The organism is Konateibacter massiliensis (assembly GCF_900184995.1).
Taxonomy (GTDB): Bacteria; Bacillota; Clostridia; order Lachnospirales; family Lachnospiraceae; genus Lachnotalea; species Lachnotalea massiliensis.
Map to the genome: position 1 here is coordinate 2,149,205 of NZ_LT860099.1, position 22,346 is coordinate 2,171,550.

Genomic DNA, 22,346 nt, shown 5'->3' on the forward strand with positions numbered 1-22,346 from the left:
TACCTCCTTAGTCAACCAGTTCTTTACCCTGAACGTAGTTAAAAACAGGCCCGTCCAGACAGACATATTGATTTCCGATCTTGCAGTGCCCGCATTTTCCAATTCCGCAGCACATCTTTCTCTCCTGTGAAATCCAGATATTTTCTTCCTCAAAGCCGATTTCGAGAAGTCCCTTCACTGAAAAATGCATCATTGCAGGAGGCCCAACCACGATTGCTACCGCTTTTTTTACATCGGAAAGCTTCAATTCGGGAATATATTTTGTGACAAGCCCAATTTTGTGAAGTTTCGTCTCCTCACCACTGTCAAGTGTGAGCGTCACATTCATTTTTTCTCTCCAAAGCTCAAAATCTTTTCGAAACAAAATGTCCTCCTCAGATTTAAAGCCTGTAATTATCGTCATATCTTTTCGTTCAGCGGTATTTTTTGCAAAATAATCAATCACACCTCGCACAGGTGACACACCGGTTCCGCCTGCCACGACAACAATCTCGTTTCCTTTATATAAATTTACATCAAAGCCGTTTCCGTACGGTCCGCGCAGGAACAATTTATCGCCCACGTATTGCTCAAATATTTCGTTTGTCACCTTTCCCACACGGCGAATGGTTAAATCCACAATTCCCTCCTCAATTCCACTCACGGAAATAGGAGCTTCCCCATACTTTGGAATGGAGACCTCAAAAAATTGTCCAGGCTTTACCTCTCCCTCGTATGTCATACGAAAGGTGTATTCTATGTCTGTGTGCTTAATTACTTCAACGATTTCAGACAAAAACGGGATATATTCATTCTTACTCATTTGCCAGAACCTCCTTCATTCCGTTTTCCAACTTGTTAATACAGTTTGAGAAGGAAATGTATTCGGGACATATATCATCACATCGCCCACATCCCACACACATGTGATAGCCGTTTCTTTCTTTGTAATCCAGCACCTTATGAAGAACTTTAAAGCGCATGCGGTCACCGTTTTTAGAGCGGTAATTTCCACCGCCTGCAACATCCGTATAGCCATCCACCATACAGGAAGCCCACACTCTTCTTCTCTCCCCGGCTCTTCCATTATCGGTATAGAAAATATCCTGCATCGTGAAACAGGTACAAGTCGGACAGACAAAGTTACATCTGCCGCAGTTGATGCATCTTGAATCATATTCTCGCCACAAACTTGCGTTTGCTATCTGATAGCTTAGGTTGGCAGGGATATTCACCCTTGTCTTTGTCTCAGTGACAGCCGCAGAAGTCACTTTCTTTTCTCTCACTGCATATTTTTTCAGCGCCTCTTCAAACTTCGGTGATTTGCAGTCCAGTTGATAACCATTTTCACATCGATCAATGCTCATATCATAATTATCGGAAATATTGGTCCCCATATCCACACAAAAGCAGGAATCAAAGGATTTTTCACAGCCCATCAGGACAAATATCACGTTTTCTCGAAGTCTCTTGTAATAGTGGTCACTTGGTCCGTTGTTTAAATACATTTCATCTAACCGCTTTACCCCGTGAAGGTCACAGCTTCTAAGAAATACAATCGCTCCCTTTTTCGGCGCATCCGCCTCCTTAACCTCATCCTCCGTAAAATAGAATAAGGTCTGGGAGATAGGAAGAAGCACTTCCTTAAAGGAATATTCTGCTTTTTTATCAAACACAATCTCGTCTGCCGTACTCACTTCACCGTATCTCACACTGTCCGTGTCTGAAAATCTTCCGCCGCCTTTGAAGTATTTGGGTGCATAAATCAGATATTCCTTCTTAAGCTGAGCAAGCATTTCGTTTAGCTCTTCGTTTCTTAATTCGTAACCCATCCTTATGCCTCCTTATTTTTTGAGGCAACATAATAAGGAATTGCCACAAACAAGATGCCGCCTATCATATTTCCGAGTGTTACGGTGAAAATATTGTAAAAATATCCGCCAAGACTGATTGCCTGATCGTATGGCTTTAATAAAGAAATTGTGAGCAGCGTCATATTCGCAATACTATGCTCAAATCCTGTTGTAATAAAAGCAAACAGACACCAGAAAATCATGATAAGCTTACCGCTCTCTGATTTACACTTCATACCACACCAAACACCAAGGCAGACAAGCGTGTTACACAAAATTCCCCGAAGCAACAGCGGAATAAAGGGAATACTCATCTTCGCTGCTGAAGTGCTTGCTATAAACTCTCCGACTGCCCCCTCTGCCAATCCGGCATATCGAAACAAAATCGCCAAAAGAATAGAACCTGCAAAATTACCAATAAAGCACACCACCCATAGCTTTATTGTATCCCCCACATTAACTGTTTTTTTCATGACACCGGCAATCATCACCATGTTATTTCCGGTAAATAGTTCAGCCCCCGCAATTACCACCAGACTGAGGGCAATTCCAAACGCCGCCCCCATAATAATTTTGGCAAAAGGCAGTCCGCTCAGCATACCTCCGATACTAAAAATCAGTAAAATACCAAATCCGATGTACATACCCGCCAACGCTGACAGCAGGAAATAGCCCATCGGATTTCTTTTCAGCAGCGATACCTTGGTTGATGCCGCCTTTGCCACCATCTGATACTCCTCTTGAAACATAAAAGAAATCCTCCTTGTCACTTTTTTAACAATGTAACACAAAATTTCCTTCTATGCCGTGATGAATATCACGATTGTTTATTTTTTTACAAACTTATTCATCCGGATCTATTACGCTTTTTCACTCTTAACGACTGCAATCAGCTGTTCCATGTCACAAATATAAAATCGATTTCTTTCTGCTCTTATGATTCCTTTCTCTGATAAACATTTCACAGCCCTTGAGACCGATTCCCGCTTTGAGCCAATCATATCGGCAAGAAAGGTGATGGATAAATCAAAGTTGATTTGTACTTCATCCTTTTCCGAAACTCCGAAATCCTTCGCCAGCCGCCATAGCTTTGCCGCCACCTGACGCTCTAAGTTCATCATATTGGATGTATTTCCCAACTGATGATAAAGCCTTCTTACCTTTACCGCCAAAGATCCTAGAATTGCCTTGGTCAATCCAAAATCCTGCTCCAGTAACTCTAAAAACACACCTCTTGGGATTACCAAAATGATCACCTCGCCCAAAGCCTCACAGCTGACCGACGCAACAGGCTCTTGAATGATGACCTCATTCAGCATCTCCCCCTCCCCATAAACGAAGATTGCTTTCTTATCCTGCTTCTTATTTACTTTAAAAATCGAGACATATCCCTTTATCACAAAATAAAGCTGACTTACATTTTCCTTATCCTGAAAAATAAACTCGCCCTTTTGAAACGTCTTAAGAGATGCACAAGTCACCAGCCTTTCCTTTGTGGAGGCATTGGCATATTGTAATATTTTGGGTATTGTACAAGCTTCTTTTATTGTCATCATGACCTCCTATTTAAAGAATTTCCCCGTACACAAGAAAGTGTAAGCTTTGCTCACACTTCGCGTCCAAGCGGGTTGCGAAGCAACAACTTCCACTCCGGGAGGTGCGCATAAATAATTTTTTATACCATAGGAAGTTCGGAAAACTTTCCTATGGTATAAGAAAGGAAGGATTTCTCCTTCCTTCATTTTTTCTATTCAGACTTCAGTTAAATCTTAAATCTGGAAACCAAATCACCAAGCTCCTTGGCACCTTGTCCCATCTGTTCCATCTCACTTGTAACCTGACTTGCCTTTTCAGATATTGTACCGGATTTCTGCGCGATATTTGAGGTTCCGAGAGCACCCTCCTCAGCAGCAATCGCAACTCCGTCGATTGTCTGCTTCATGCTCATAATTGCCTCGTGAACCCTTTCTGAACTATGGCTGAATTCTGATACAAGATCATCCACAAATACAGCATCCTCATTGTATTGATTTCCGGTTCTTACCAGGTGCTTATAATCTTCTATTACCTTCTCATCCATAAACTTTAGAATCTCTTCTGAGCTTTGAGAAAGGTTATCAACTGATTCCAATACATTTTTTGTAATATCCTGTATCTGATTCGCCGTCTTACTCGATGCCTCCGCAAGCTTTCTAATCTCATCTGCAACAACCGCGAAACCTTTTCCTGCTTCCCCGGCTCTTGCTGCCTCGATTGCCGCATTTAACGCCAAAAGATTCGTCTGAGAACTGATTGCCAAAATATCATCTGACAATACACCAATTTGCTCTACGGATTTTGATTTTGTAATCGCATTTAACAGGTTCTCTGAGGTAGAAGCATATACCTCATTTGCTGTTCTCTGTGATTCTTGCGCTAACGCCTTTAATTCCTGTGCTCGCTTTTTAATTTCTGCAACAGCATCGATACCGGTTTTTGTCTTTTCCACCATATCCAAAACTGAATCTTCAATTTCAGCCGAGGAAGCACTCATCTCCTCTGTAGAAGCTGACGTCTCTTCCATCTGTGCAGACAACTCTTCTGTCGTAGCCGAAATTTCCTCAATCTGAAAATTCAAATTCTCCACTGCCGTTCCGACTCCGCCGATTGATACCGTAACGCCGTCTGTCACTTGCTTTACACCCTTTATAATATCTTGTATGGACTCCTGCATCTTCCTCATGGATTTCAGAAGAATACCTACTTCATCCCCTCGTTTCAGATATTTTCCGTCTATCTGCACGGAGAAGTCTGCATTTGCCAAATTCTCCAAATAACGGGTAGCTATGACAAGCGGCTTTATTGATCTGCTGATCAGTACATAGACAATTGATGCTACAAGTATAATAAAAATCGCCATAACCAAAATAATTGCGGTTAAAAGCGTATTGTAATTCGAAAAGACATTATCAAGCGGAATATGAGCGGCAAAAGCCCAGCCCGTTGACATTGTAGTCGATACAATCGGCTCATATACAGACAGAACATCACTTCCTGTATAAATTGATTTTCCTCTTACTGTAAAAGAGCTGTGTGTTTTAATTTTATTGACAATATTGTTTTGGGATGCATCCAGGCTTGCAATATTTTTCAAAATATATTCTGTATTGCCTCCGTCCGCAACTATCACTCCTCTTTCAGTGATAAGCTGGGCATAGCCTCCCATCGGCTGTGCGGTATTTATTTTTTCCTGAAAGGAATCCATACTGATATCTGCACCGATAACGCCGAGGAAATTTCCTGAGTTGTCCATAATCGGCATTGCAAGGGAACAAATCAAAACATTTTTACCGTTTACCTCATAATAGTAAGGATCTATGAAAATAGGCTCCTTCGTATTCTTTGGCACTAAATAGTAATCTCCTGAGCCCGCCTTAGCGTAATCCTCACGGATGGTCACAGAAATTCCGTCATCTGTTCTCACAATATAAGGAAGAAATCTTCCCTTTATATCGCAGCCCTCCTGATTGCTGAATTTGGCATCCTTCCCATCATAAGCGTCAGGCTCCCATAATGCATAAATACTCAGCAGTGATGGAGTTTCCTCCAATGTGGTTTCCAACTGACTGACAATCTTTTCTCTCGTAATATTGCCTGACTGCTTTGCAAACAATACCGTGTTGCGAATTCCATTCACGGTTGTATATGCCACATCAAAATCACTTCCGACATCCTTTGCATAGCTAAGGCTCGCTTCTTCCGCAAGCATAATAGCTTGATCATACGAGTTTGTATATACATTTCCTAGGATAATTCCACTGGCTGCTATAACGCCCAGAGTTACGATGATTCCAATCATAATGCTTATCTTATAAGCAAGCTTTAAATTTTTAAACATCGTCATGTCCCCCTCTTTTGTTTTTTCGCTTTTCCTCTATAGGCATATTATAGTATTTTTTGCTGGGTCTCGTCAATGACTTTTATTTATTTTTACCAGTATTCTCATATTTTCAATTTTTCATTTGGTTATTTTGCTGTTTTTTTATATAAATATCTGAATATATGACAACATATTTAATCCTGAAATGTCTTTAAAGCCTCAATCGTCTGTTCAATCAGCTCATCCAGACTCCAGCCGAGCATATCTGCTCCGCGCTCAATTACCTCTCTGGAACAACCTGCAGCAAAGCTTTTACTCTTATATTTCTTCTTCACCGATTTTAACTCCAAATCCTGCACACTCTTTGACGGTCTCATCAAGACTGCCGCCCCGATAAGTCCGGTAAGTTCATCTACCGCATACAACACCTTTTCCATCTCATGTTCAGGCTTGATATCCACGGTGATTGCATAGCCATGGCTGGCAGTTGCACGGATGATTCTCGGATCAATTCCCTTCTCGCTCATGATTTCCTGACTCTTGATGCAATGCTCCTGGGGATACTTCTCAAAGTCTAAATCATGCAAAAGTCCCACAATCCCCCATAAATCTTCTTCCTCCCCGTAACCAAGCTTCCTTGCAAAATATTTCATCGTCTGCTCCACAATCTGAGCATGCTCCAAATGAAACGGATCCTCATTATACTCGGTCAAAATATCCCATGCTTCTTCTCTTGTCATAATAAAATTCTCTCCTTTTCTCATATCATAATAAAAAAGTGTGAGTTTACTCACACGTTGCGCCCGTGCGGGTTGCAAAGCAACTACTTCCTATCCGCATGGCGTGCATAATGTATCCATATGATATGAAATTTCATATCATATGGAAATACGCCACTTATCAATATAAGCGGCGTAATTTTTTAGAAATAGAATTCCTGTGATATAAATTTAGAATACAGGAACTACTGCTCCCTTATATTCTTCTTCAATAAACTGGCGAACTGCATCGCTTTGTAAAGCGCCTATAAGTGCCTTTATCTTCTCATCATTCTCATGTCCTGCCTGTACTGCAACAATGTTGGCATATGTAGTAGCCGCAAGGGATGCTGAATCCTCCGATGCAAGAGCGTCCGATACGCTTAATCCACCGTCGATTGCGTAGTTACCATTGATTGTTGCAAGGTCAACGTCTGCTAAAGAACGTACAATCTGAGCTGCTTCAATCTCTTCAATGTTCAGGTTTAATGGGTTCTCTGCAATATCAAGCTTTGTTGCGCTAAGTCCTACATTCTCTTTTAATTTGATAAGTCCCTGTGCCTCCAGTAAAAGAAGTGCTCTTGCCTCATTTGTTGCGTCGTTTGGAACTGCAATGGTGGCGCCCTCTGCTAAATCAGCGATAGAGGCAGTTTTTCCTGCATAAATACCAAACGGCTCAAAATGGATGGAGCCCGCAGATACGATATCTGTACCGTTTTCTGCATTAAAATCATCTAAGTATGGCTGATGCTGGAAATAGTTTGCATCCAGTTCTCCGCTGTCCAATGCAGTGTTTGGTAATACGTAGTCATTGTACTCTACGATTTCTAACGTATAACCCTCGTCTGCAAGTACATCCTTTACCTGCGCCAAAATTTCAGCGTGAGGAGCCGGTGAAGCACCTACCTTAATTGTCTTGTCATCTGTTTTGGATGCCTGTGAGCAGCCGGCTAAGGAAAATGCTGTTGTTAATAGTGCCGTCAGTAAAATAAATGATATAACTCTTTTTTTCATAATAATCTCCTCTTTTCTACGAATTCTTTATTCTCTTATCTGTCCGATTGGCAAATCTCATTCCAATCTCCTGGAATATCTGCACAATAATGACAAGCAGAACCACTGTTATGAGCATAATATCCGTTTGATAACGGTAATAACCGTAATTAACTGCGATTGCTCCAAGTCCGCCGCCGCCGACAAAGCCAGCCATAGCGGAGTATCCTAAAATAGTTGTGATGGCAATCGTACAACCTACCATCAAGGACGGTTTTGCCTCCGGCAAAAGAACCTTCCATATAATCTGAAATGTGCTGGAGCCCATCGCCAAAGCTGCTTCGATAATTCCACCATCTACCTCTTTTAAGGAGGATTCCACCATTCTCGCTACAAACGGGGTTGCTGCCGATACAAGCGGAACGATTGTTGCGGTGGAGCCGATGCTTGTTCCCACGATAAAGCGGGTAACCGGAAGCATGGCAACCAGCAAAATAATAAAAGGAATGGAACGTGTCAGGTTTACAATAATTCCCAAAACTGTGTTCAGGATTTTATTTTCCCATATTCCATTTTTATCTGTAATGAACAAAAGTACTCCTACGGGAATTCCGATAAAATAGGAAAACGCCGTTGCCACAAGGGTCATATAAAGAGATTCCTTTGCTCCTGTAAGCATTAATAATACCAACTGATTAATTTCCATTTATCTCACTCTCCTCATAATGAATTCCGATTGAATCTAAATATCCCTTTGCCCTGGCAATTGCCAGTTCATCCTCCGGCAGTTCTAAAATCATCTGTCCAAAGGCTTTACCGCCTACATCCTCTGTGCTGGCTCCTAAGATATTTACTATCGTCTGACATTTTAATACAAGGTTTGCAATGACCGGTTCAAAGGATGACTGTCCGTCAAAAACAAGTCGTAAAATCCTCTTTCCAAGCATTGTGGAAACTCCCTTACTCTTCGGGAAGATAAGCTCCTGCGCAATCTTGGACTTTGGTGAGATGAAGATGTCTTTTACGGCACCTGTCTCTTCCACCATTCCCTGCTCTAAAACTGCGACCCTGTCACATATCTGCTCCACTACCTTCATATCATGAGTGATGACTACAATGGTCACTCCGAGTGTCTGGTTGATTTTTTTCAGCAAATCTAAAATCGATCTTGTCGTATTTGGGTCCAAGGCACTTGTTGCCTCATCGCACAAGAGCACCTGCGGGTCTGTCGCTAAGGCTCTCGCTATCGCAACCCTCTGCTTTTGCCCTCCTGACAACTGGGATGGGTAGTTATCCATCCTATCCTCCAAGCCGACAAGCTTTAACAGCTCTTTTGCTTTTTCTTTTGCTTCCTTTGCCTGCATTCCTGCAATCTCTAAAGGATAGCATACATTCTTGAGCGCATTTCTCTGCTCAAGCAAATTGAACTGCTGGAAAATCATACCGATTTTCTTTCTCTCTTGTCTCAGCTCTCTGGGAGTCAATGCGGTCAACTCCACATCATTTAGAAAAATCTTTCCGGCTGTCGGTCTTTCCAATAGGTTGATACATCGCACCAAAGTGGATTTACCTGCACCGGATAAACCGATAATTCCAAATATACTTCCATCTTCAATCGTGAGATTTATGTTTTGAACCGCTTTGATTTCGTCTGCTGTTGTCTTAAATACCTTGCTTACATTCTCAATACGAATCATATTTTACCCCTTCCTGTTTGGTAATAAAAAAAACAACGCTTCTATGATTATAACATAAGATGCGCTGTTTTCACCTTCACTTTACCGGAGTAAACTATTTCTCACAGGGAAAACGGATTTAAACGCACCTGATAAAGCATGATACCACACATGCCTCTGTCATCGCAACACATTATTTCATTTGACATTATATTTAAAGTACGCATAACCGTTCTCTCCTTTCCTTCGTTTGATAAAGTCATTATATCAGATATGAAAAGAATGTGCTAATATTCAAAAATGATAGTTAGGTATAGGTAAAACCTATAGCACCCTGTTTTCATATCGTTTCAATTCTTCTATATAGATTTCACCTAAGCGGCTGACATTGGAACCCTTTCGCTTGATATAGCCAATTCGCATTTTCTCGCTCTCCGCAAGCGGCACGGCACGGTAATCATCTCCGTTTAATTCCTCGCATATAATTCCGGAGCACAGCGTATAACCGTTTAAGCCAACCATAAGGTTTAGCATTGTAGCTCTATCATCCGCCTTGATAATCCGCTTGTAATCATAGGTGCTCATCACCTCTTCGGCAAGATAGAAGGAATTGTTCTTCCCCTGCTCAAAAGCAAGGCAAGGATATTCCTCAAGCTCCTTCATCGTGATTTTATCCTTTTTTGCCAAGGGGTGTTCACCCCATAAGTACACATAGGTATCACACTGAAACAGCTCAATAAATTCCAAACTGTTTTCTTTGAGCACCTTTGACAGAACCTGCTCATTGAAATCATTTAAGTATAAAACGCCAAGTTCACTCTTAAAATTTTTTACATTTTCAATCACTTCATAGGTCTTTGTCTCATGCACCGCAAATTCATACTGCTCCATTCCCACTTTCTTTACTACCTCCACAAACGCCTTTACGGCAAAGGAGTAATGCTGCATGGAAACGCTGAATTTCTTCTTGGAATCCTTTTCAATATAGCGGTTTTCCAAAAGACGGTATTGCTCTGCCACCTGTCTTGCATAGCCGAGAAATTCCTCGCCTTCCGGCGTGATGACAATTCCTCTGTTCGAGCGGAAAAAGATGTCTGTCCCAATTTCCAGCTCTAATTCCTTGATGGTTCCGGAAAGGCTCGGCTGAGAAATGAAGAGCCGTTTTGCTGCCTCATTCATTGAACCGCAGTCTGCAATCATAATGGCGTATCTCAATTGTTGTAATGTCATTCTATCACCTTATTCTTTTAATGCCGCTTCCAGCTGAACAAGTCCCTGCTCTAACACACTTCTTGGGCAGGCATAATTGATTCGCTGAAACAGTGCGGTTTCCTTGCCGAAAATAACACCGCTGTCGAGCCAGAGCTTTGCTTTATTGAGGATAAGATTTTCAAGCTCTGTCGCCGAAAGTCCAAGCCCGCTGCAGTCAAGCCATAAAAGATACGTTCCTTCCGGCTCTACCACGCGAATATTCGGAATACGTTCCTCAATGAACTGCTTTGCAAACAAATAGTTATCCCATAAATATTCCTTTAATTCAGTGTACCATTCATGGCCTTTTGTGTAAACGGATTTTGTGGCGGCAAGGCCGATTGTGTTAATCTGACTGTAGCCAACGTTTCTCACTTCACGTCTAAATCGGCGGCGCAGCCCCTGATTCGGAATAAAAATATTGGACATCTGAAGCCCTGCTATATTAAATGTCTTGCTCGGCGCCGTACAGATTATGCTGTTTTTTCTATATTCTTCGCCAAGCTCTGCGTACACATAATGCTTTTTCCGATAGACAAAATCTCCGTGGATTTCGTCGGAAATGACGAGCACATCGTGTGCAAGGCAGATATCTCCCATTCGCCTTAATTCTTCCTCATCCCACACTCTTCCGACCGGATTATGCGGATTGCAAAGTAAAAATATCTTTACCTGATTCTCCACTATCTTTTTTTCAAAGTCCTCAAAATCAACCGTGTATCTTCCGTTCTCATAGTGAAGCTGATTGTTTACGAGTTTTCGGTTGTTGTCCACGATACATTCGGAAAATGGATAGTAAACAGGCTGCTGAATCAATACTGACTCGCCTTCCTTCGTAAATGCCCTAATCGCCTGTGCAAGGGCAAATACAACGCCCGGAGTCACGATAATCCATTCCCGCTTTGTCTCCCAGTCAAATTGCCTTTTATACCAGCCCTGAACCGCCTCGAAATAATCCTCTTTCGGGTCCGTATATCCGAAAATTCCGTGGCTTACCACCTTCTGAATATCCTCCAGCACCTCAGATGGCAACTGAAAATCCATATCTGCAACCCACAGAGGAAGCAAATCCTCTCTTCCCTGTCGTCTCATCCCAAAGTCATATTTCAGACTGCTTGTATTTTTCCTGTCAATCACGGAATCAAAATCATACTTACTTCCCATGTTGCACTACTCCTTTTTACTTTATTCCAATGCCTGTGCCAAATCGGCAATTAAATCATTCTCATTCTCAATTCCGACGGAAATGCGAAGAAGGCGTTCATCAATTCCCTGTTCCAGCCTCTTTTCAATCGGTACATCCGCATGTGTCTGGTATATCGGGTAAGTCATCAGGGTTTCCACTCCTCCTAGACTTTCTGCAAAATGAATCAGCTCTACCTTCTGTAATACTTTTTTTGCCGTCTCCTCGCTATCCACCGTAAAGGAAATCATACCGCCATAACCCTTACATTGTTTCTTAATTATCTCATGAGAAGGGTGATCTGGCAATCCGATAAAATATACTTTTTCCACCTTTTTATGCGCTTTCAGGAAGTCTGCGATGGCAACCGCATTCGCCTGATGCTTTTCCATGCGAAGAGACAATGTCTTAATGCCGCGAAGCAAAAGCCAGCTGTCAAATGGGGAAAGCCCCGCTCCGGTCGTCTTGATTAAGTAGCGAAGCTTCTCGCTGATATCCTGACGCTTCGTCACCAAAAACCCGGCTATCGTATCATTGTGACCGCCCAGATATTTCGTTCCGCTGTGCACAACAAGGTCTGCGCCGAGCAGCAAAGGCTTCTGGAAATACGGTGATAAAAACGTATTGTCTACAATGAGGAGGATATTATTCTCCTTTGCGATTGCCGCGGCTTTCTCAATATCTGTCACCTTCATCATCGGATTGGTCGGCGTCTCAATGTAGAGTGCCACCGTATTTTCCTTGATATTGTCCGTTATATTTTTCAAATTGCTTGTATCTGCATAGGTAATTTCCAGACCGTTCTTCGTATTTACGTTATCAAGAAGGCGAATCGTCCCGCCATACAAATCATCTGTCACAATAATATGGTCTCCTGGCTTAAACAACTCAAAAAACGTAGCAATTGCCGCCATTCCTGATGAAAAAGCCAGCGCGTCAACGCCGTCCTCCAAATCTGCAACAATCCTCTCTGCCTCTTCCCTTGTCGGATTTTGAAGTCTGGAATAGTCATAGCCCGTGCTTTCACCGACTGCCGGATGAGCATAGGCTGCTGTCTGATAAATCGGAAAACTGATTGCTCCTGTATTATCGACCGGTCTTCTTGCATTTTTACCATGTATACAAACTGTGTCAATTGATTTTTCCATAGCGTTTCTCCTTGCTTTTTTCTTTCATTGATGATTACCATTATACATTTCCTACTAAAATAGTGGTAATACTTTATAACGAAAATCGGCTATAGGTTTTCCCTATAGCCTTTTAATCCGTAATTATTCTGAATTTCTACTTCTATTTTTATTGCTGTTCTTAATGTCTTAAAAACTTTTCTTCGGGATTCTTGCTTAATTCCTTGCGGTTTTGCGGTGCTGACCATATTTTATCATAATCAATCTGATCGTAAAACCTGGTGCTGAATGTTTGAAAGATTCCTTCCCTTTTATCGACCGGCTTTGAGAAGCTTTTGAAATAGGTATTATTTCTAAAGGCTGGAATTTCATACAAGTCTCTGCAATAATCCCAAATATTTTTGTAATCGACAACTCTATGCTTAATCGGACCTAGGTTTCTGTAATAGTGTGTATCAAATCTTGCTAGGGTTACAAACAAGCGCACATCACTGTCCGTCACATAATCACCAAATAAAAACCGGTTCTTGGAAAGCCGTTCTTCGATTGCATCCAGTGCATTGTAAAAGTCCTCAAAGGCTTCTTCATAGGCTGTGACAGACTGAGCAAACATCATGCGGTAGGTTCCGTTATTCACATTTGGAAACAGCCAGTCATTGAACTCATCGATTTCCTTTCGGATCTCTTCCGGGTAAAGGTCCGGTGCATCTTCCTTTTGAAAAGGGCGAAAAGCGGTTTCAAAATAATTGGTAAGTCTGTGATAGTCATTGTTTACTACCTGTTTCGTCGTTACATCAACCAACGCCGGAACCGTGCATCTCCCTGTATAATCAGCGTCTGCATTGTAATACAGCTCGCTTAAAAACTGTACCCCTAATTCCGGGTCCTTTCTATCTTCATTATAGACGAATTCCCATCCGTAAGCACTGTTTTCTTTGCTGTGCCCCGCCAAATTAATTCCGATTGCCTCCTCCAAGCCTAACAGCTCTCTTACAATAGAGGCACGGTTTGACCAATGACAGCCCTTTGCCCAGAATAACCGATACTTTCCTTTTTCAGCCTTTAAGTCATTTTCTCCCTCTCCGAACGGAGTTGTAAAATGATTGGGCTGGCGGATAAAGGCTCCTCTTTCATCGATTTCGGATTCTATTTCTTTGGGACGTAATCTTACGTTAATCTCTTCGTTTGACATCTGAATACCCTCCTATTATCTAATATATCTGCCTATCTCTGCCATGAGGCGTGTTCCATATGGATAAGTCCGGTCCTTTTGGGAGAAGCCCATATGGGTTTGTGGACAGACAGCACAAATGATAGTGCTTCTTAATTGCATCAAAATCCGTGGTATCCCCAAATCCCTCCTGTTGGTATAAGTCTCTTGCATATGCCCAAAGATTTGGGAAATCAATTAATTTATTACGATTTAATAAAAAGCCGTTATGATAAGCCACATCAAATCTGGCTAGTGTAACATACAGCCGGATATCGGATTCGGTAATTTGATCACCAAATAAATATCTCTGGTGTGACAAACGCTCTTCCAGCCAGTCTAAGCGGTTAAATACAAGTTCATAAGCCTCCTCATATGCCTCTTGGCTTCTGGCAAAGCCCGCTTTATAAACTCCGTTGTTAATCTCATGAAATAAAATATCATTCAGTTCATCAATTTCTTCTCTTCGTTCCACGGGATATAGGTCCGGTGCTCCCTCTTTATGAAATTCCTTCCATTCCAACTCCCAATACTTGGTGAGATTAAAATAATCGTTGTTGACTACCTTTTTCGTTTTTAAGTCGACAACACAGGGTACCGTAAAGCGCCCCTGATATTCTGGATCTGTGCTTAAATAAATATCACTTAAATATTTTATTTTTAATACAGGGTCTTCCTCATTTTCATCTAATGTAAATGACCAGTCGGTGCGCTCAATATTCGGTCGTATCGGGTCCAGCGTTCCAACGCTGATTACGTTTTCAAGCCCTAATATTCTTCTCACAATAATGCTTCGATGTGCCCACGGGCATACGGGCGCCCATAGAATGCGGTATCTTCCTGCTTCAACGGGCAATTGTCCTTCTTCGTTTCCAAACGGCGTCGTGAAATGATTCTTTTGTCTCTCAAATCTGCCGTCTGCCTTTACTTCCTCTTTTATAAATTTGGTTGACATAACAATCAACTTCCTCTCTTCCATCACTTGTGTTCGGGTGCTTTATAGTTCATATCGGCTCTTCCATGCTCATCCTCAAACCGATAATTTTCCGGCAGCAAGAAGCCTTGCTCACTCATCCAGTCCAACTGCTCCTTTGAGCCATGAAATATACTCATACTCGTTTTATTTCTTCGAAAGCCTAATTTTTCATACAATGCTACCGTCCTTGGATGGGTATACAAGATTATATTTTGCCCTTCAAGCTGTGAAAGCAGAGCTTCAATTAACTTTCTGCCAATTCCGTAGCCTTGATATTCCTCATCAATCGCTACATTGTAGATTGCAGCCTGACACACGCCGTCCGACAATGCTCTTGCCACACCCACAATTTTATTCTCATCATAGACAAATGAGACAGCGTAACTGTTTTTAAATATAATTTCCTGCTCCCATGCCGGGTGCTTCGAGAGCCCGGAGCGTTCTAACACCTCCGATACCTCCTGCCAGTTTACATCTTCTTTTGTCGTCTTATATATAATGTTCATCACAGTCACCTTAATTCTTATATATTATACTCTAATCCTTCCAGCATATGGATTTTGACTAAAAACTCCTTCAGTCTGTCATTGCTTGGATTTTCAAATATATCTTGCGGCGTTCCATCCGCTACCACCTTGCCGTTTTCCAGAAAAATAACACGGTTTGCAACTTTTTTTACAAAATTCATCTCATGCGTCACTAACAAAATTGTATTTCCTTCCTGTGCCACCTGCTTTACCGTGAGCAACACCTCGCTCACCAGCTCAGGGTCAAGCGCAGAGGTCGGCTCATCCATCAAAAGCATCTTTGGCTCCATTGCAAGTGCCCTTGCGATTGCCACTCTCTGCTGCTGTCCGCCTGATAGGTGTCTTGGATAATGGTGAAGCCTGTCGCCCATTCCCACTTTCTCAAGCTGCTTGATTGCAATTTGTCTCGCTTCCGCTTTTTTCAGTTTTTTTACTACAATCAGACCTTCCATCACGTTTTCAAGTGCAGTCCGGTTTTTAAAAAGATTAAACTGCTGAAACACCATCTCTGTACTTTTTCGAAGCTCTAATTTTTTTTTCGCTGATTTGGTAGTCAAATCGTAGGTGTTTCCTTCAATTGTGACTTCGCCTTTCTCAGGCTTTTCCAGCAGATTAATCGCACGAAGCAGGGTTGATTTTCCTGTTCCGGAGGGTCCGATGATTGCTACCACATCACCCTGCTTGATGTCTAGGCTGATTCCGTCCAATACAACATTTTGACCAAATTTCTTGCTAACATCTCTTATCTCTACAAAGCTCATCGGTTACACCTCCATTGACAACTGTTTCTCTGCTTTCGTCTGCGGTACATCCTCCGGCACGCTCATTTTTTTCTCAATTGCACGGAAGCCCCATTCTATCACGATTGTCAGAAGCCAGTAGATAATCGCAAGTGCGCAGTAAGCCTCAAAGTAACGGTAGTTGTTTCCTGCAATAATCTTTCCTCTCGCCGTCATCTCCACTACGGAGCAGGTAAATGCCAGCGAGGTTCCTTTGATTAAGCCAATCAGAGAGTTTCCAAGAGACGGCAGTGCAACTGTCACTGCCTGTGGAAGGAGCACTCTTTTTAGAATCTGTGTTCCTGTCATCCCCATGGATTTTGCGGCTTCTACCTGTCCTTTGTCCACCGATTGGATGGCCGCTCGTATTGTTTCCGAGTCAAATGCCGATTGGTTCAGCCCCAGTGCAACAATTGCAAAGATAATCGGCGGTATTGCATTTACATTATAGGACGTACCGTTATAAAAATTAAAATATTTCAGAGCAATCGGTATCCCAAAATAGGTGAGATATAGCTGTACAATAATCGGTGTTCCTCTTACTACAGAGACAAACAATGTCGATAATTGCGATAACACAGGTATTTTCTTCATCTTTATTATGGCTATCAGCAGACCGACTACCCAGCCAATTATCAGTGCAACTACGGTCAATTCAAGCGTAACCGGCAAATATTCCAATAATTTTGGTATCTGGGTAAACACCAATTTCCCGTCAAACAAATTGCTCATAATGCTCCTCCAGTTTTAGTTTTCAGTCGGCGTATAATCCGTACCAAACCATTTCTCGTTAATTTCCTTGCTTGTTCCGTCCGCGATTACTTCCTTCAATGCCTCGTTGATTTCCTCTGTCAACTTCTCATTTCCTTTGCTGATGATCAAATAGCTGTAAGGGGATGGCAGTAAATCCTGCGCAACATCGCTGCCTAAATCAGCTCCGACTACATTAAAGTTAAATTCGTTCTGATAATATTCAAACATCGGCTTATCCATCAGCACAAAGTCATATTTTCCCGCTTCTACGTCCTGAATCTGTAAGACCAAGTCTGATTCACTGTACTCAATCTGAATTGCCTTATCCGGGTTTTCTGCATTATAGCTCTCAAGGGCTGTTGTAATATTAATACCTGCCTGTGAAATCGTCTTTAAGCCTGCCAAATCGTCCCAGCTCTCTACGGTAGCTGCCTTATCGCTGTCCTTTGCAAAAATAGCAACATACTGGTTTGCAAAAATCGGATCACTGAACAAATATTTTTCTTTTCTTTCCTCATTTGATGCAAAATTATTTACACCAATCTGATAGCGGTCTGAGTCAAGCCCTGCAAAAATAGATGGAAAATCGGTCACTTCAATTTCAAGATTATACTGAGGAAGCTTTTCAAATATCGCCTTAATCAACTCAATGTTGTGTCCGGTCAGCTCATTGTTGTCGTCCACGAAGGTAAATGGTTTTGGACTTCCGCCTGTTGCCGCATAAATCGTCACTACCTCTTCGGTGTTTGCTGCCGCTGTATCGGTTGCCTCTGCGGCACTGGTTTCTGCTGTATCCGTATCTGCTGTCTGTTCGGTAGTCTCTGTACTACTTGCACTCTCTGTGCTCTTTGTACTTGTATTTCCTGCGCAGCCTGTTAAAATTCCTGCTGCCATTGTTGTAATCATGATCCCTGCTGCCAATTTTTTAAATATATTTTTTTTCATAATATTATCCTCTTTTCTTTTTTAATAGATATATTTGCTCTTTCCAAATTTCTCTTCTCTGTTGTTTGGCTCATCCCAAATGGATAAGTCCGGCCCCTTCGGTAAAATATTGTATGGGTTGTGCGCGTGGTTTCCTAATAAATAGCCTCTCTTAATTGCATCAAAATCGGTAGCCTCCTTAAATGCCCGGATACTGTATAAATCCTTCGCATAGTTCCAAATATTTTCAAAATCTGTGATGCGGTTTCGATTTGTCTTAAACGCGAAATAGTATGCAATATCAAATCTTGCCAGTGTCACATAAAGTCGAATGTCTGAGTCGGTCAAACGGTCACCGAATAAATATCTTCCCTTGGAAAGCCTTTCTTCCAACCAGTCTAATCGATGAAACACCAAATCATATGCGTTTTCGTATGCCTCCTGTGACTGGGAAAATCCTGCTTTGTACACTCCGTTGTTGATTTCGTGAAATAAGATGCCGTTTAGTTCATCAATTTCACCTCTTAAATCCTCCGAGTACAAATCCGGCGCATTTTCTTTGTGGAATGGTTTCCACACCGTCTCCCAGTAATTGGTTAGGTGGTGGTAATCGTTATTTACCACTTTTCCGGTTTTGACATCCACAATCGTAGGAACCGTTGCTCTTCCGGTATACTCCGGCGCTGTCTTTGCATAAATCTCAGGAAGGTAACGAATTCCAAGTACCGGATCAACACCATCCTTATCAAGTGAAAATTCCCAGCCGTTTTCCGTCCTCACGGGAGCCACTGTACCGACGCTTATGACCGTTTCCAGACCGAGCAGCTTAAATGCTATAACCTGCCTGGTCGCCCACGGGCAAAGCGGAGTCCAGATCAGGCGATAACGCCCTGCCTCAACCGGAAGCTCTCCTTCCTTATCCCCAAATGGTGTGATAAAATAATTATCCTGTCTCACAAACGCTCCGGATTTGGAAAGCTCATTGACCTCTTCCGCGGTCGCCACATTTCCGAAACTAATTTTTTCTTTTTCTATCGTCTCTCTATTTTCTCCATTCGCCATAACTGTCTCCTTTTCTGTGTTCTTGTCTTCCGATTTCTGTACTGTTATCGAATAAACTCCTCTATAACTTAGTTAATATAGGCATATTATAGTATTCCGATATGAATTTGTAAATTACAAAAAAACTAAAACTGGTTATATCTAAAACTTATAACAAAAAAAGCCGATTATAAGCTTCGCTCATAATCGACTTTCTTTTTTCCGCTCTTACAGTACTAAATGCTCCAACACATCCACTGCATTGGTTTCTGTCTTTACCTTCGTCATAACCTTCTCGATAATGCCTTGTTCATCGATGATGTAAGTTGTGCGAACAGTTCCCATGCTCGTCTTACCATAGGACGTCTTTTCCTGCCATACATCATACGCTTTGATTGCCTTTAACTCGGGGTCTGCAAGTATCGGGAAAGGCAGACTATACTTTTCTGCAAACTTCTCGTGGGAAGCGACGGTGTCCTTGCTGATTCCAAGCACTACCACTCCCTTTTCCAAGAACAGATTGTAGTTGTCCGCATAGTTGCATGCCTGCTTTGTGCAGCCGGGAGTATTATCTTTGGGATAGAAGTAAATTACAACCCTTTTCCCAAGAAAATCGGATAATGTAACTTCGTTTCCATCCTTGTCCGGCAACGTAAAATCAGGTGCTTTCATTCCTTTTTCTAACATGCATCATTCCTCCTTTTCAAGAGCTTCCTCCAAGGTATGCCATGAAAGTACCGCACATTTTACTCTCGCAGGCATATTGGAAATATTCTGAAAGGCTCTCGCCTCCTCTAAAACCTCCAAGGCTTCTTCGTCTGTCACCGTCTTTTGTATCATGCCGATAAAAGTTTTTGCAAACTGCTTCGCCTCCTCCACAGTTTTTCCTTCTATCAGCTCTGCCATCATGGCGGCTGAGGCTTGGGAAATGGCACAGCCGTTTCCAAGGAGCCCTACTTCCTTTATCATACCATTTTCTACGTTTAATTCCAACTCAATATTATCGCCGCAGCTCGGATTTACACCTCGCATCTTATAATTGGGACGAATCAGAGGCTTTCTGTGGGTATTTGACTGGCTGTATTCCAATATTAAATCCGTATATAATTCATCAAGCTCCATAACCGAGCCACCTCCTTACACCTTTTAGACTTTCCGCAAGCCGGTCAATCTCGTCCTTGCTGTTGTACAGATAAACACTTGCGCGGCAGGTCGCCGGAACCTTCAAAAAGTTATGAAGCGGCTGTGCACAGTGATTTCCTGAGCGAATCGCGATTAAGTCCTTATTTACAATTGTCACCACATCATGAGGGTGTACCCCTTCTATGACAAAAGGTACGACACCGATGCGGTTTTCCAAGGAGTCAGAGCCTACAATCGTAAGATGCGGCACTCCCTTTAATTTTTCTATCAAATAAGCTGTGAGCTCATCCTCAATCGAACGGATTTGATTCATACCAATTTTTTCAATATAATCAATCGCTGCGCCAAAGCCTGCAATGCTTCCCATATTCTGGGTTCCCGCTTCAAACTTCTGCGGAACAGGTGCAAAGGTGGTCGTCTGCTCTTCCACATACTCAATCATATCTCCGCCATAAAGAAACGGCGGCATCTGCTCTAAAAGCTTCTTTTTACCATATAACACTCCAATTCCCATCGGTGCCAGCATCTTATGACCGGAGAATGCGTAAAAATCTGCCTCAAGCTTACCAAGATCCACAAAAAGATGCGGTGCACCCTGTGTTCCGTCCACAACAACCACGGCTTGGACCTTGTGTGCCATCTCAATGATGTCCTCAACTGGGTTTACATAGCCTGTCACATTGGATACCTGTGCGATTGCCACAAGCTTTGTCTTTGTGGTAATCTTTTGCTGCGCTTCCTCTTTGGTAACTCTGCCTTCTTCATTCAAATATAGATAAGTCAGTACCGCTCCTTTTGCCTTGGCAACATTCTGCCACGGAACCAGGTTGCTGTGGTGCTCGGAAACTGCCAACACAATTTCATCGCCTGCAGAAACGGCATTCATAGCGTAGCTGTATGCCACAAGATTCAGGCTCTCGGTGGCATTCTTTGTAAAAATAACCTCGCCGTCCTCCGGCACATGAAGCCATCTTTTCGTCTTTTCCCTTACGCTCTCCAGCACCTGTGTGGCTTTCATACTCAAATCGTAGGCACCACGGTGAGGATTTGCATTTTTATTTTTATAGTAATCTGCTTCCGCATCCAAAACGGCAAAAGGCTTTTGTGTCGTCGCCGCATTGTCAAGGTAGGCAAGTCGTCTTCCCATTTCATCCGTCGTTTGCAGAAGAGGAAAATCCTTTGAAAAATCAATCATGACTCATTTCCTCCTTCTTCGATGGAAGTTCTGAGGCGCTCCAATATTTCTTCCCTCAACGCATCATCAGAGAGATTGTCAAGTATTGCCGCAAACTTTGATTCAGCCAGAAGCTTTTTTGAATCTGCTTCACTTAATCCTCTGCTCATCAGATAAAATAACGTACTCTCATCCGGTCGTCCGGAGGAGGCAGCATGCTCGCCCTGCACATCATCCTCGCCGCAAAACATAAGGGGAACTGAAATATTTCTGGCATTTTTGCTCAGCATCAATACCTCTTCCTCCTCACGCCCCTTTGCGCCGCGGGAGCCGCTTATAAAATCAAGTGTGTCGCGGAATATCTTTTTGCTATGTCCGAGCAGAACTCCTCTGACACGCACGTTACTTACAGATTTAGGTGCCTGAAACTCTACACGGCTTGAAAAGTCCAACTTCTTTTCCTTTTCTCCGACATAGACCACATCCACATCCGCCTCACTTTGCTCTCCTAACAGCAGCACATTCCAGCTTGCAACAGCACCCTTTGAACCCATTTCTGCCTGTAACACAGAAAGCTTTCCGTTTTCTGCAACCGTTCCACCGAATATATCATTGTGCTCTGTATTGTCATTTAAGAGCTGGGTTTTCATCAGTTTCAAAGAAGCATTCTGCTGCACAAGCACCCTTGTACGGCCGCTGTGATAGCCTTCGCTTCCGTCTTTTGATACATATTGGATTAAAATACTGCTCTCGCTCTGCTCTCCCGCTTCAATGACAAGATCCTCCGCAAACACGTTTGTATTTTTGTCAAATTCAAACGTAATACGGATAGGCTCCTTCTCCTTGTGATGATCGGGAATTCGGATATAATAACAGACATTTCTGTTTTCCTCCAAAAATTTCTCCATCTCTTCATTCATAAATTCCTTGGAAGCGTCCTTCGGAAACGCAGCGCCGGAAATATCGTGACTGATCTCTATCGCATCAGATGCCTCAATGGAGACATCCTTTAATCCCTTTTCCTCATCGGCATACAGGCCTAAATTTGCTGTATTTACCTTCAGCCAAGACCATGTTTTTACCTGCATTCTTTCTATTTCATATTTATATTTATTTATCTTCGTTGTCATACTGTCACCT

General features: G+C 42.4%; 23 protein-coding genes. All 23 read right to left on the reverse strand.

Translation table 11 applies throughout. The features are described 5' to 3' along the window. Window positions 1–7 precede the first annotated feature (7 nt). The gene (gene asrB, locus CTY48_RS15580) at window positions 8–802 is read right to left on the reverse strand and encodes an anaerobic sulfite reductase subunit AsrB (protein ID WP_099469375.1); all 795 of its coding nucleotides are present in this window, start codon (window positions 800–802) and stop codon (window positions 8–10) included. Continuing rightward, window positions 795–1,811, reverse strand: coding sequence for an anaerobic sulfite reductase subunit AsrA (gene asrA / locus CTY48_RS15585; RefSeq protein ID WP_099469376.1), 1,017 nt, complete (start codon window positions 1,809–1,811; stop codon window positions 795–797). Before asrA ends, asrB begins: the two co-directional genes overlap by 8 nt. 2 nt (window positions 1,812–1,813) lie before the next feature. Beyond that, window positions 1,814–2,581: a formate/nitrite transporter family protein gene (locus tag CTY48_RS15590; RefSeq protein WP_099469377.1), complete on the reverse strand. Its 768-nt coding sequence runs from the start codon at window positions 2,579–2,581 to the stop codon at window positions 1,814–1,816. Window positions 2,582–2,692: 111 nt separating this feature from the next. Further along, complete coding sequence (locus CTY48_RS15595; protein ID WP_180272752.1) at window positions 2,693–3,385, reverse strand: Crp/Fnr family transcriptional regulator; 693 nt, start codon at window positions 3,383–3,385, stop codon at window positions 2,693–2,695. 209 nt (window positions 3,386–3,594) lie between these two features. Further along, a complete protein-coding gene (locus CTY48_RS15600; protein ID WP_180272753.1) occupies window positions 3,595–5,709 on the reverse strand; it encodes a methyl-accepting chemotaxis protein in 2,115 nt (704 codons plus the stop codon). Between the two features lie 176 nt (window positions 5,710–5,885). Further along, entirely contained in the window at window positions 5,886–6,431 is a 546-nt protein-coding gene (locus CTY48_RS15605; protein WP_099469380.1) for a hydrolase, read from the reverse strand. 210 nt (window positions 6,432–6,641) lie between these two features. After that, complete coding sequence (locus CTY48_RS15610; RefSeq protein WP_099469381.1) at window positions 6,642–7,463, reverse strand: MetQ/NlpA family ABC transporter substrate-binding protein; 822 nt, start codon at window positions 7,461–7,463, stop codon at window positions 6,642–6,644. Between the two features lie 16 nt (window positions 7,464–7,479). Next, on the reverse strand, window positions 7,480–8,148 hold the full coding sequence (locus CTY48_RS15615; protein ID WP_099469382.1) for a methionine ABC transporter permease: 669 nt from the start codon (window positions 8,146–8,148) through the stop codon (window positions 7,480–7,482). Next, complete coding sequence (locus CTY48_RS15620; RefSeq protein ID WP_099469383.1) at window positions 8,138–9,139, reverse strand: methionine ABC transporter ATP-binding protein; 1,002 nt, start codon at window positions 9,137–9,139, stop codon at window positions 8,138–8,140. The genes CTY48_RS15615 and CTY48_RS15620 overlap by 11 nt, the downstream gene beginning before the upstream one ends. A gap of 303 nt (window positions 9,140–9,442) precedes the next feature. Then, window positions 9,443–10,348: a LysR family transcriptional regulator gene (locus tag CTY48_RS15625; protein ID WP_099469384.1), complete on the reverse strand. Its 906-nt coding sequence runs from the start codon at window positions 10,346–10,348 to the stop codon at window positions 9,443–9,445. Between the two features lie 9 nt (window positions 10,349–10,357). Beyond that, window positions 10,358–11,533: a MalY/PatB family protein gene (locus CTY48_RS15630; protein WP_099469385.1), complete on the reverse strand. Its 1,176-nt coding sequence runs from the start codon at window positions 11,531–11,533 to the stop codon at window positions 10,358–10,360. 21 nt (window positions 11,534–11,554) lie between these two features. Beyond that, window positions 11,555–12,700: a trans-sulfuration enzyme family protein gene (locus CTY48_RS15635; RefSeq protein ID WP_099469386.1), complete on the reverse strand. Its 1,146-nt coding sequence runs from the start codon at window positions 12,698–12,700 to the stop codon at window positions 11,555–11,557. A gap of 160 nt (window positions 12,701–12,860) precedes the next feature. Continuing rightward, window positions 12,861–13,871, reverse strand: coding sequence for a glutathione S-transferase C-terminal domain-containing protein (locus CTY48_RS15640; RefSeq protein WP_099469387.1), 1,011 nt, complete (start codon window positions 13,869–13,871; stop codon window positions 12,861–12,863). Window positions 13,872–13,890: 19 nt separating this feature from the next. Next, window positions 13,891–14,844 (reverse strand): glutathione S-transferase family protein, encoded by a 954-nt coding sequence (locus tag CTY48_RS15645; protein WP_099469388.1) that lies wholly within the window; start codon window positions 14,842–14,844, stop codon window positions 13,891–13,893. A 23-nt stretch (window positions 14,845–14,867) separates the two neighbouring features. Then, window positions 14,868–15,371, reverse strand: a complete 504-nt coding sequence (locus tag CTY48_RS15650) for a GNAT family N-acetyltransferase (protein WP_099469389.1) — start codon at window positions 15,369–15,371, stop codon at window positions 14,868–14,870. 17 nt (window positions 15,372–15,388) lie between these two features. After that, window positions 15,389–16,153, reverse strand: coding sequence for an amino acid ABC transporter ATP-binding protein (locus tag CTY48_RS15655; RefSeq protein WP_099469390.1), 765 nt, complete (start codon window positions 16,151–16,153; stop codon window positions 15,389–15,391). 3 nt (window positions 16,154–16,156) lie between these two features. Further along, window positions 16,157–16,903 (reverse strand): amino acid ABC transporter permease, encoded by a 747-nt coding sequence (locus CTY48_RS15660; RefSeq protein WP_099469391.1) that lies wholly within the window; start codon window positions 16,901–16,903, stop codon window positions 16,157–16,159. A 15-nt stretch (window positions 16,904–16,918) separates the two neighbouring features. Beyond that, the gene (locus tag CTY48_RS15665; protein WP_236354977.1) at window positions 16,919–17,869 is read right to left on the reverse strand and encodes a transporter substrate-binding domain-containing protein; all 951 of its coding nucleotides are present in this window, start codon (window positions 17,867–17,869) and stop codon (window positions 16,919–16,921) included. A 21-nt stretch (window positions 17,870–17,890) separates the two neighbouring features. Beyond that, entirely contained in the window at window positions 17,891–18,910 is a 1,020-nt protein-coding gene (locus CTY48_RS15670; protein WP_099469392.1) for a glutathione S-transferase family protein, read from the reverse strand. Window positions 18,911–19,117: 207 nt separating this feature from the next. Further along, the gene (gene bcp / locus CTY48_RS15675; RefSeq protein ID WP_099469393.1) at window positions 19,118–19,576 is read right to left on the reverse strand and encodes a thioredoxin-dependent thiol peroxidase; all 459 of its coding nucleotides are present in this window, start codon (window positions 19,574–19,576) and stop codon (window positions 19,118–19,120) included. Between the two features lie 3 nt (window positions 19,577–19,579). After that, complete coding sequence (gene sufU, locus CTY48_RS15680) at window positions 19,580–20,011, reverse strand: Fe-S cluster assembly sulfur transfer protein SufU (RefSeq protein ID WP_099469394.1); 432 nt, start codon at window positions 20,009–20,011, stop codon at window positions 19,580–19,582. Then, the gene (locus tag CTY48_RS15685) at window positions 20,001–21,227 is read right to left on the reverse strand and encodes a cysteine desulfurase (RefSeq protein ID WP_099469395.1); all 1,227 of its coding nucleotides are present in this window, start codon (window positions 21,225–21,227) and stop codon (window positions 20,001–20,003) included. The genes sufU and CTY48_RS15685 overlap by 11 nt, the downstream gene beginning before the upstream one ends. Next, window positions 21,224–22,336 (reverse strand): SufD family Fe-S cluster assembly protein, encoded by a 1,113-nt coding sequence (locus CTY48_RS15690; protein WP_099469396.1) that lies wholly within the window; start codon window positions 22,334–22,336, stop codon window positions 21,224–21,226. Before CTY48_RS15690 ends, CTY48_RS15685 begins: the two co-directional genes overlap by 4 nt. Between the last annotated feature and the right edge of the window lie 10 nt (window positions 22,337–22,346).

What these genes read in the sequence shown, in the direction of transcription:
- asrB (WP_099469375.1), bottom strand. Translation starts at nt 802, where the DNA reads ATGAGTAAGAATGAATATATCCCGTTTTTGTCTGAAATCGTTGAAGTA.
- asrA (WP_099469376.1), bottom strand. Translation starts at nt 1,811, where the DNA reads ATGGGTTACGAATTAAGAAACGAAGAGCTAAACGAAATGCTTGCTCAG.
- CTY48_RS15590 (WP_099469377.1), bottom strand. Translation starts at nt 2,581, where the DNA reads ATGTTTCAAGAGGAGTATCAGATGGTGGCAAAGGCGGCATCAACCAAG.
- CTY48_RS15595 (WP_180272752.1), bottom strand. Translation starts at nt 3,385, where the DNA reads ATGACAATAAAAGAAGCTTGTACAATACCCAAAATATTACAATATGCC.
- CTY48_RS15600 (WP_180272753.1), bottom strand. Translation starts at nt 5,709, where the DNA reads ATGTTTAAAAATTTAAAGCTTGCTTATAAGATAAGCATTATGATTGGA.
- CTY48_RS15605 (WP_099469380.1), bottom strand. Translation starts at nt 6,431, where the DNA reads ATGACAAGAGAAGAAGCATGGGATATTTTGACCGAGTATAATGAGGAT.
- CTY48_RS15610 (WP_099469381.1), bottom strand. Translation starts at nt 7,463, where the DNA reads ATGAAAAAAAGAGTTATATCATTTATTTTACTGACGGCACTATTAACA.
- CTY48_RS15615 (WP_099469382.1), bottom strand. Translation starts at nt 8,148, where the DNA reads ATGGAAATTAATCAGTTGGTATTATTAATGCTTACAGGAGCAAAGGAA.
- CTY48_RS15620 (WP_099469383.1), bottom strand. Translation starts at nt 9,139, where the DNA reads ATGATTCGTATTGAGAATGTAAGCAAGGTATTTAAGACAACAGCAGAC.
- CTY48_RS15625 (WP_099469384.1), bottom strand. Translation starts at nt 10,348, where the DNA reads ATGACATTACAACAATTGAGATACGCCATTATGATTGCAGACTGCGGT.
- CTY48_RS15630 (WP_099469385.1), bottom strand. Translation starts at nt 11,533, where the DNA reads ATGGGAAGTAAGTATGATTTTGATTCCGTGATTGACAGGAAAAATACA.
- CTY48_RS15635 (WP_099469386.1), bottom strand. Translation starts at nt 12,700, where the DNA reads ATGGAAAAATCAATTGACACAGTTTGTATACATGGTAAAAATGCAAGA.
- CTY48_RS15640 (WP_099469387.1), bottom strand. Translation starts at nt 13,871, where the DNA reads ATGTCAAACGAAGAGATTAACGTAAGATTACGTCCCAAAGAAATAGAA.
- CTY48_RS15645 (WP_099469388.1), bottom strand. Translation starts at nt 14,844, where the DNA reads ATGTCAACCAAATTTATAAAAGAGGAAGTAAAGGCAGACGGCAGATTT.
- CTY48_RS15650 (WP_099469389.1), bottom strand. Translation starts at nt 15,371, where the DNA reads ATGAACATTATATATAAGACGACAAAAGAAGATGTAAACTGGCAGGAG.
- CTY48_RS15655 (WP_099469390.1), bottom strand. Translation starts at nt 16,153, where the DNA reads ATGAGCTTTGTAGAGATAAGAGATGTTAGCAAGAAATTTGGTCAAAAT.
- CTY48_RS15660 (WP_099469391.1), bottom strand. Translation starts at nt 16,903, where the DNA reads ATGAGCAATTTGTTTGACGGGAAATTGGTGTTTACCCAGATACCAAAA.
- CTY48_RS15665 (WP_236354977.1), bottom strand. Translation starts at nt 17,869, where the DNA reads ATGAAAAAAAATATATTTAAAAAATTGGCAGCAGGGATCATGATTACA.
- CTY48_RS15670 (WP_099469392.1), bottom strand. Translation starts at nt 18,910, where the DNA reads ATGGCGAATGGAGAAAATAGAGAGACGATAGAAAAAGAAAAAATTAGT.
- bcp (WP_099469393.1), bottom strand. Translation starts at nt 19,576, where the DNA reads ATGTTAGAAAAAGGAATGAAAGCACCTGATTTTACGTTGCCGGACAAG.
- sufU (WP_099469394.1), bottom strand. Translation starts at nt 20,011, where the DNA reads ATGGAGCTTGATGAATTATATACGGATTTAATATTGGAATACAGCCAG.
- CTY48_RS15685 (WP_099469395.1), bottom strand. Translation starts at nt 21,227, where the DNA reads ATGATTGATTTTTCAAAGGATTTTCCTCTTCTGCAAACGACGGATGAA.
- CTY48_RS15690 (WP_099469396.1), bottom strand. Translation starts at nt 22,336, where the DNA reads ATGACAACGAAGATAAATAAATATAAATATGAAATAGAAAGAATGCAG.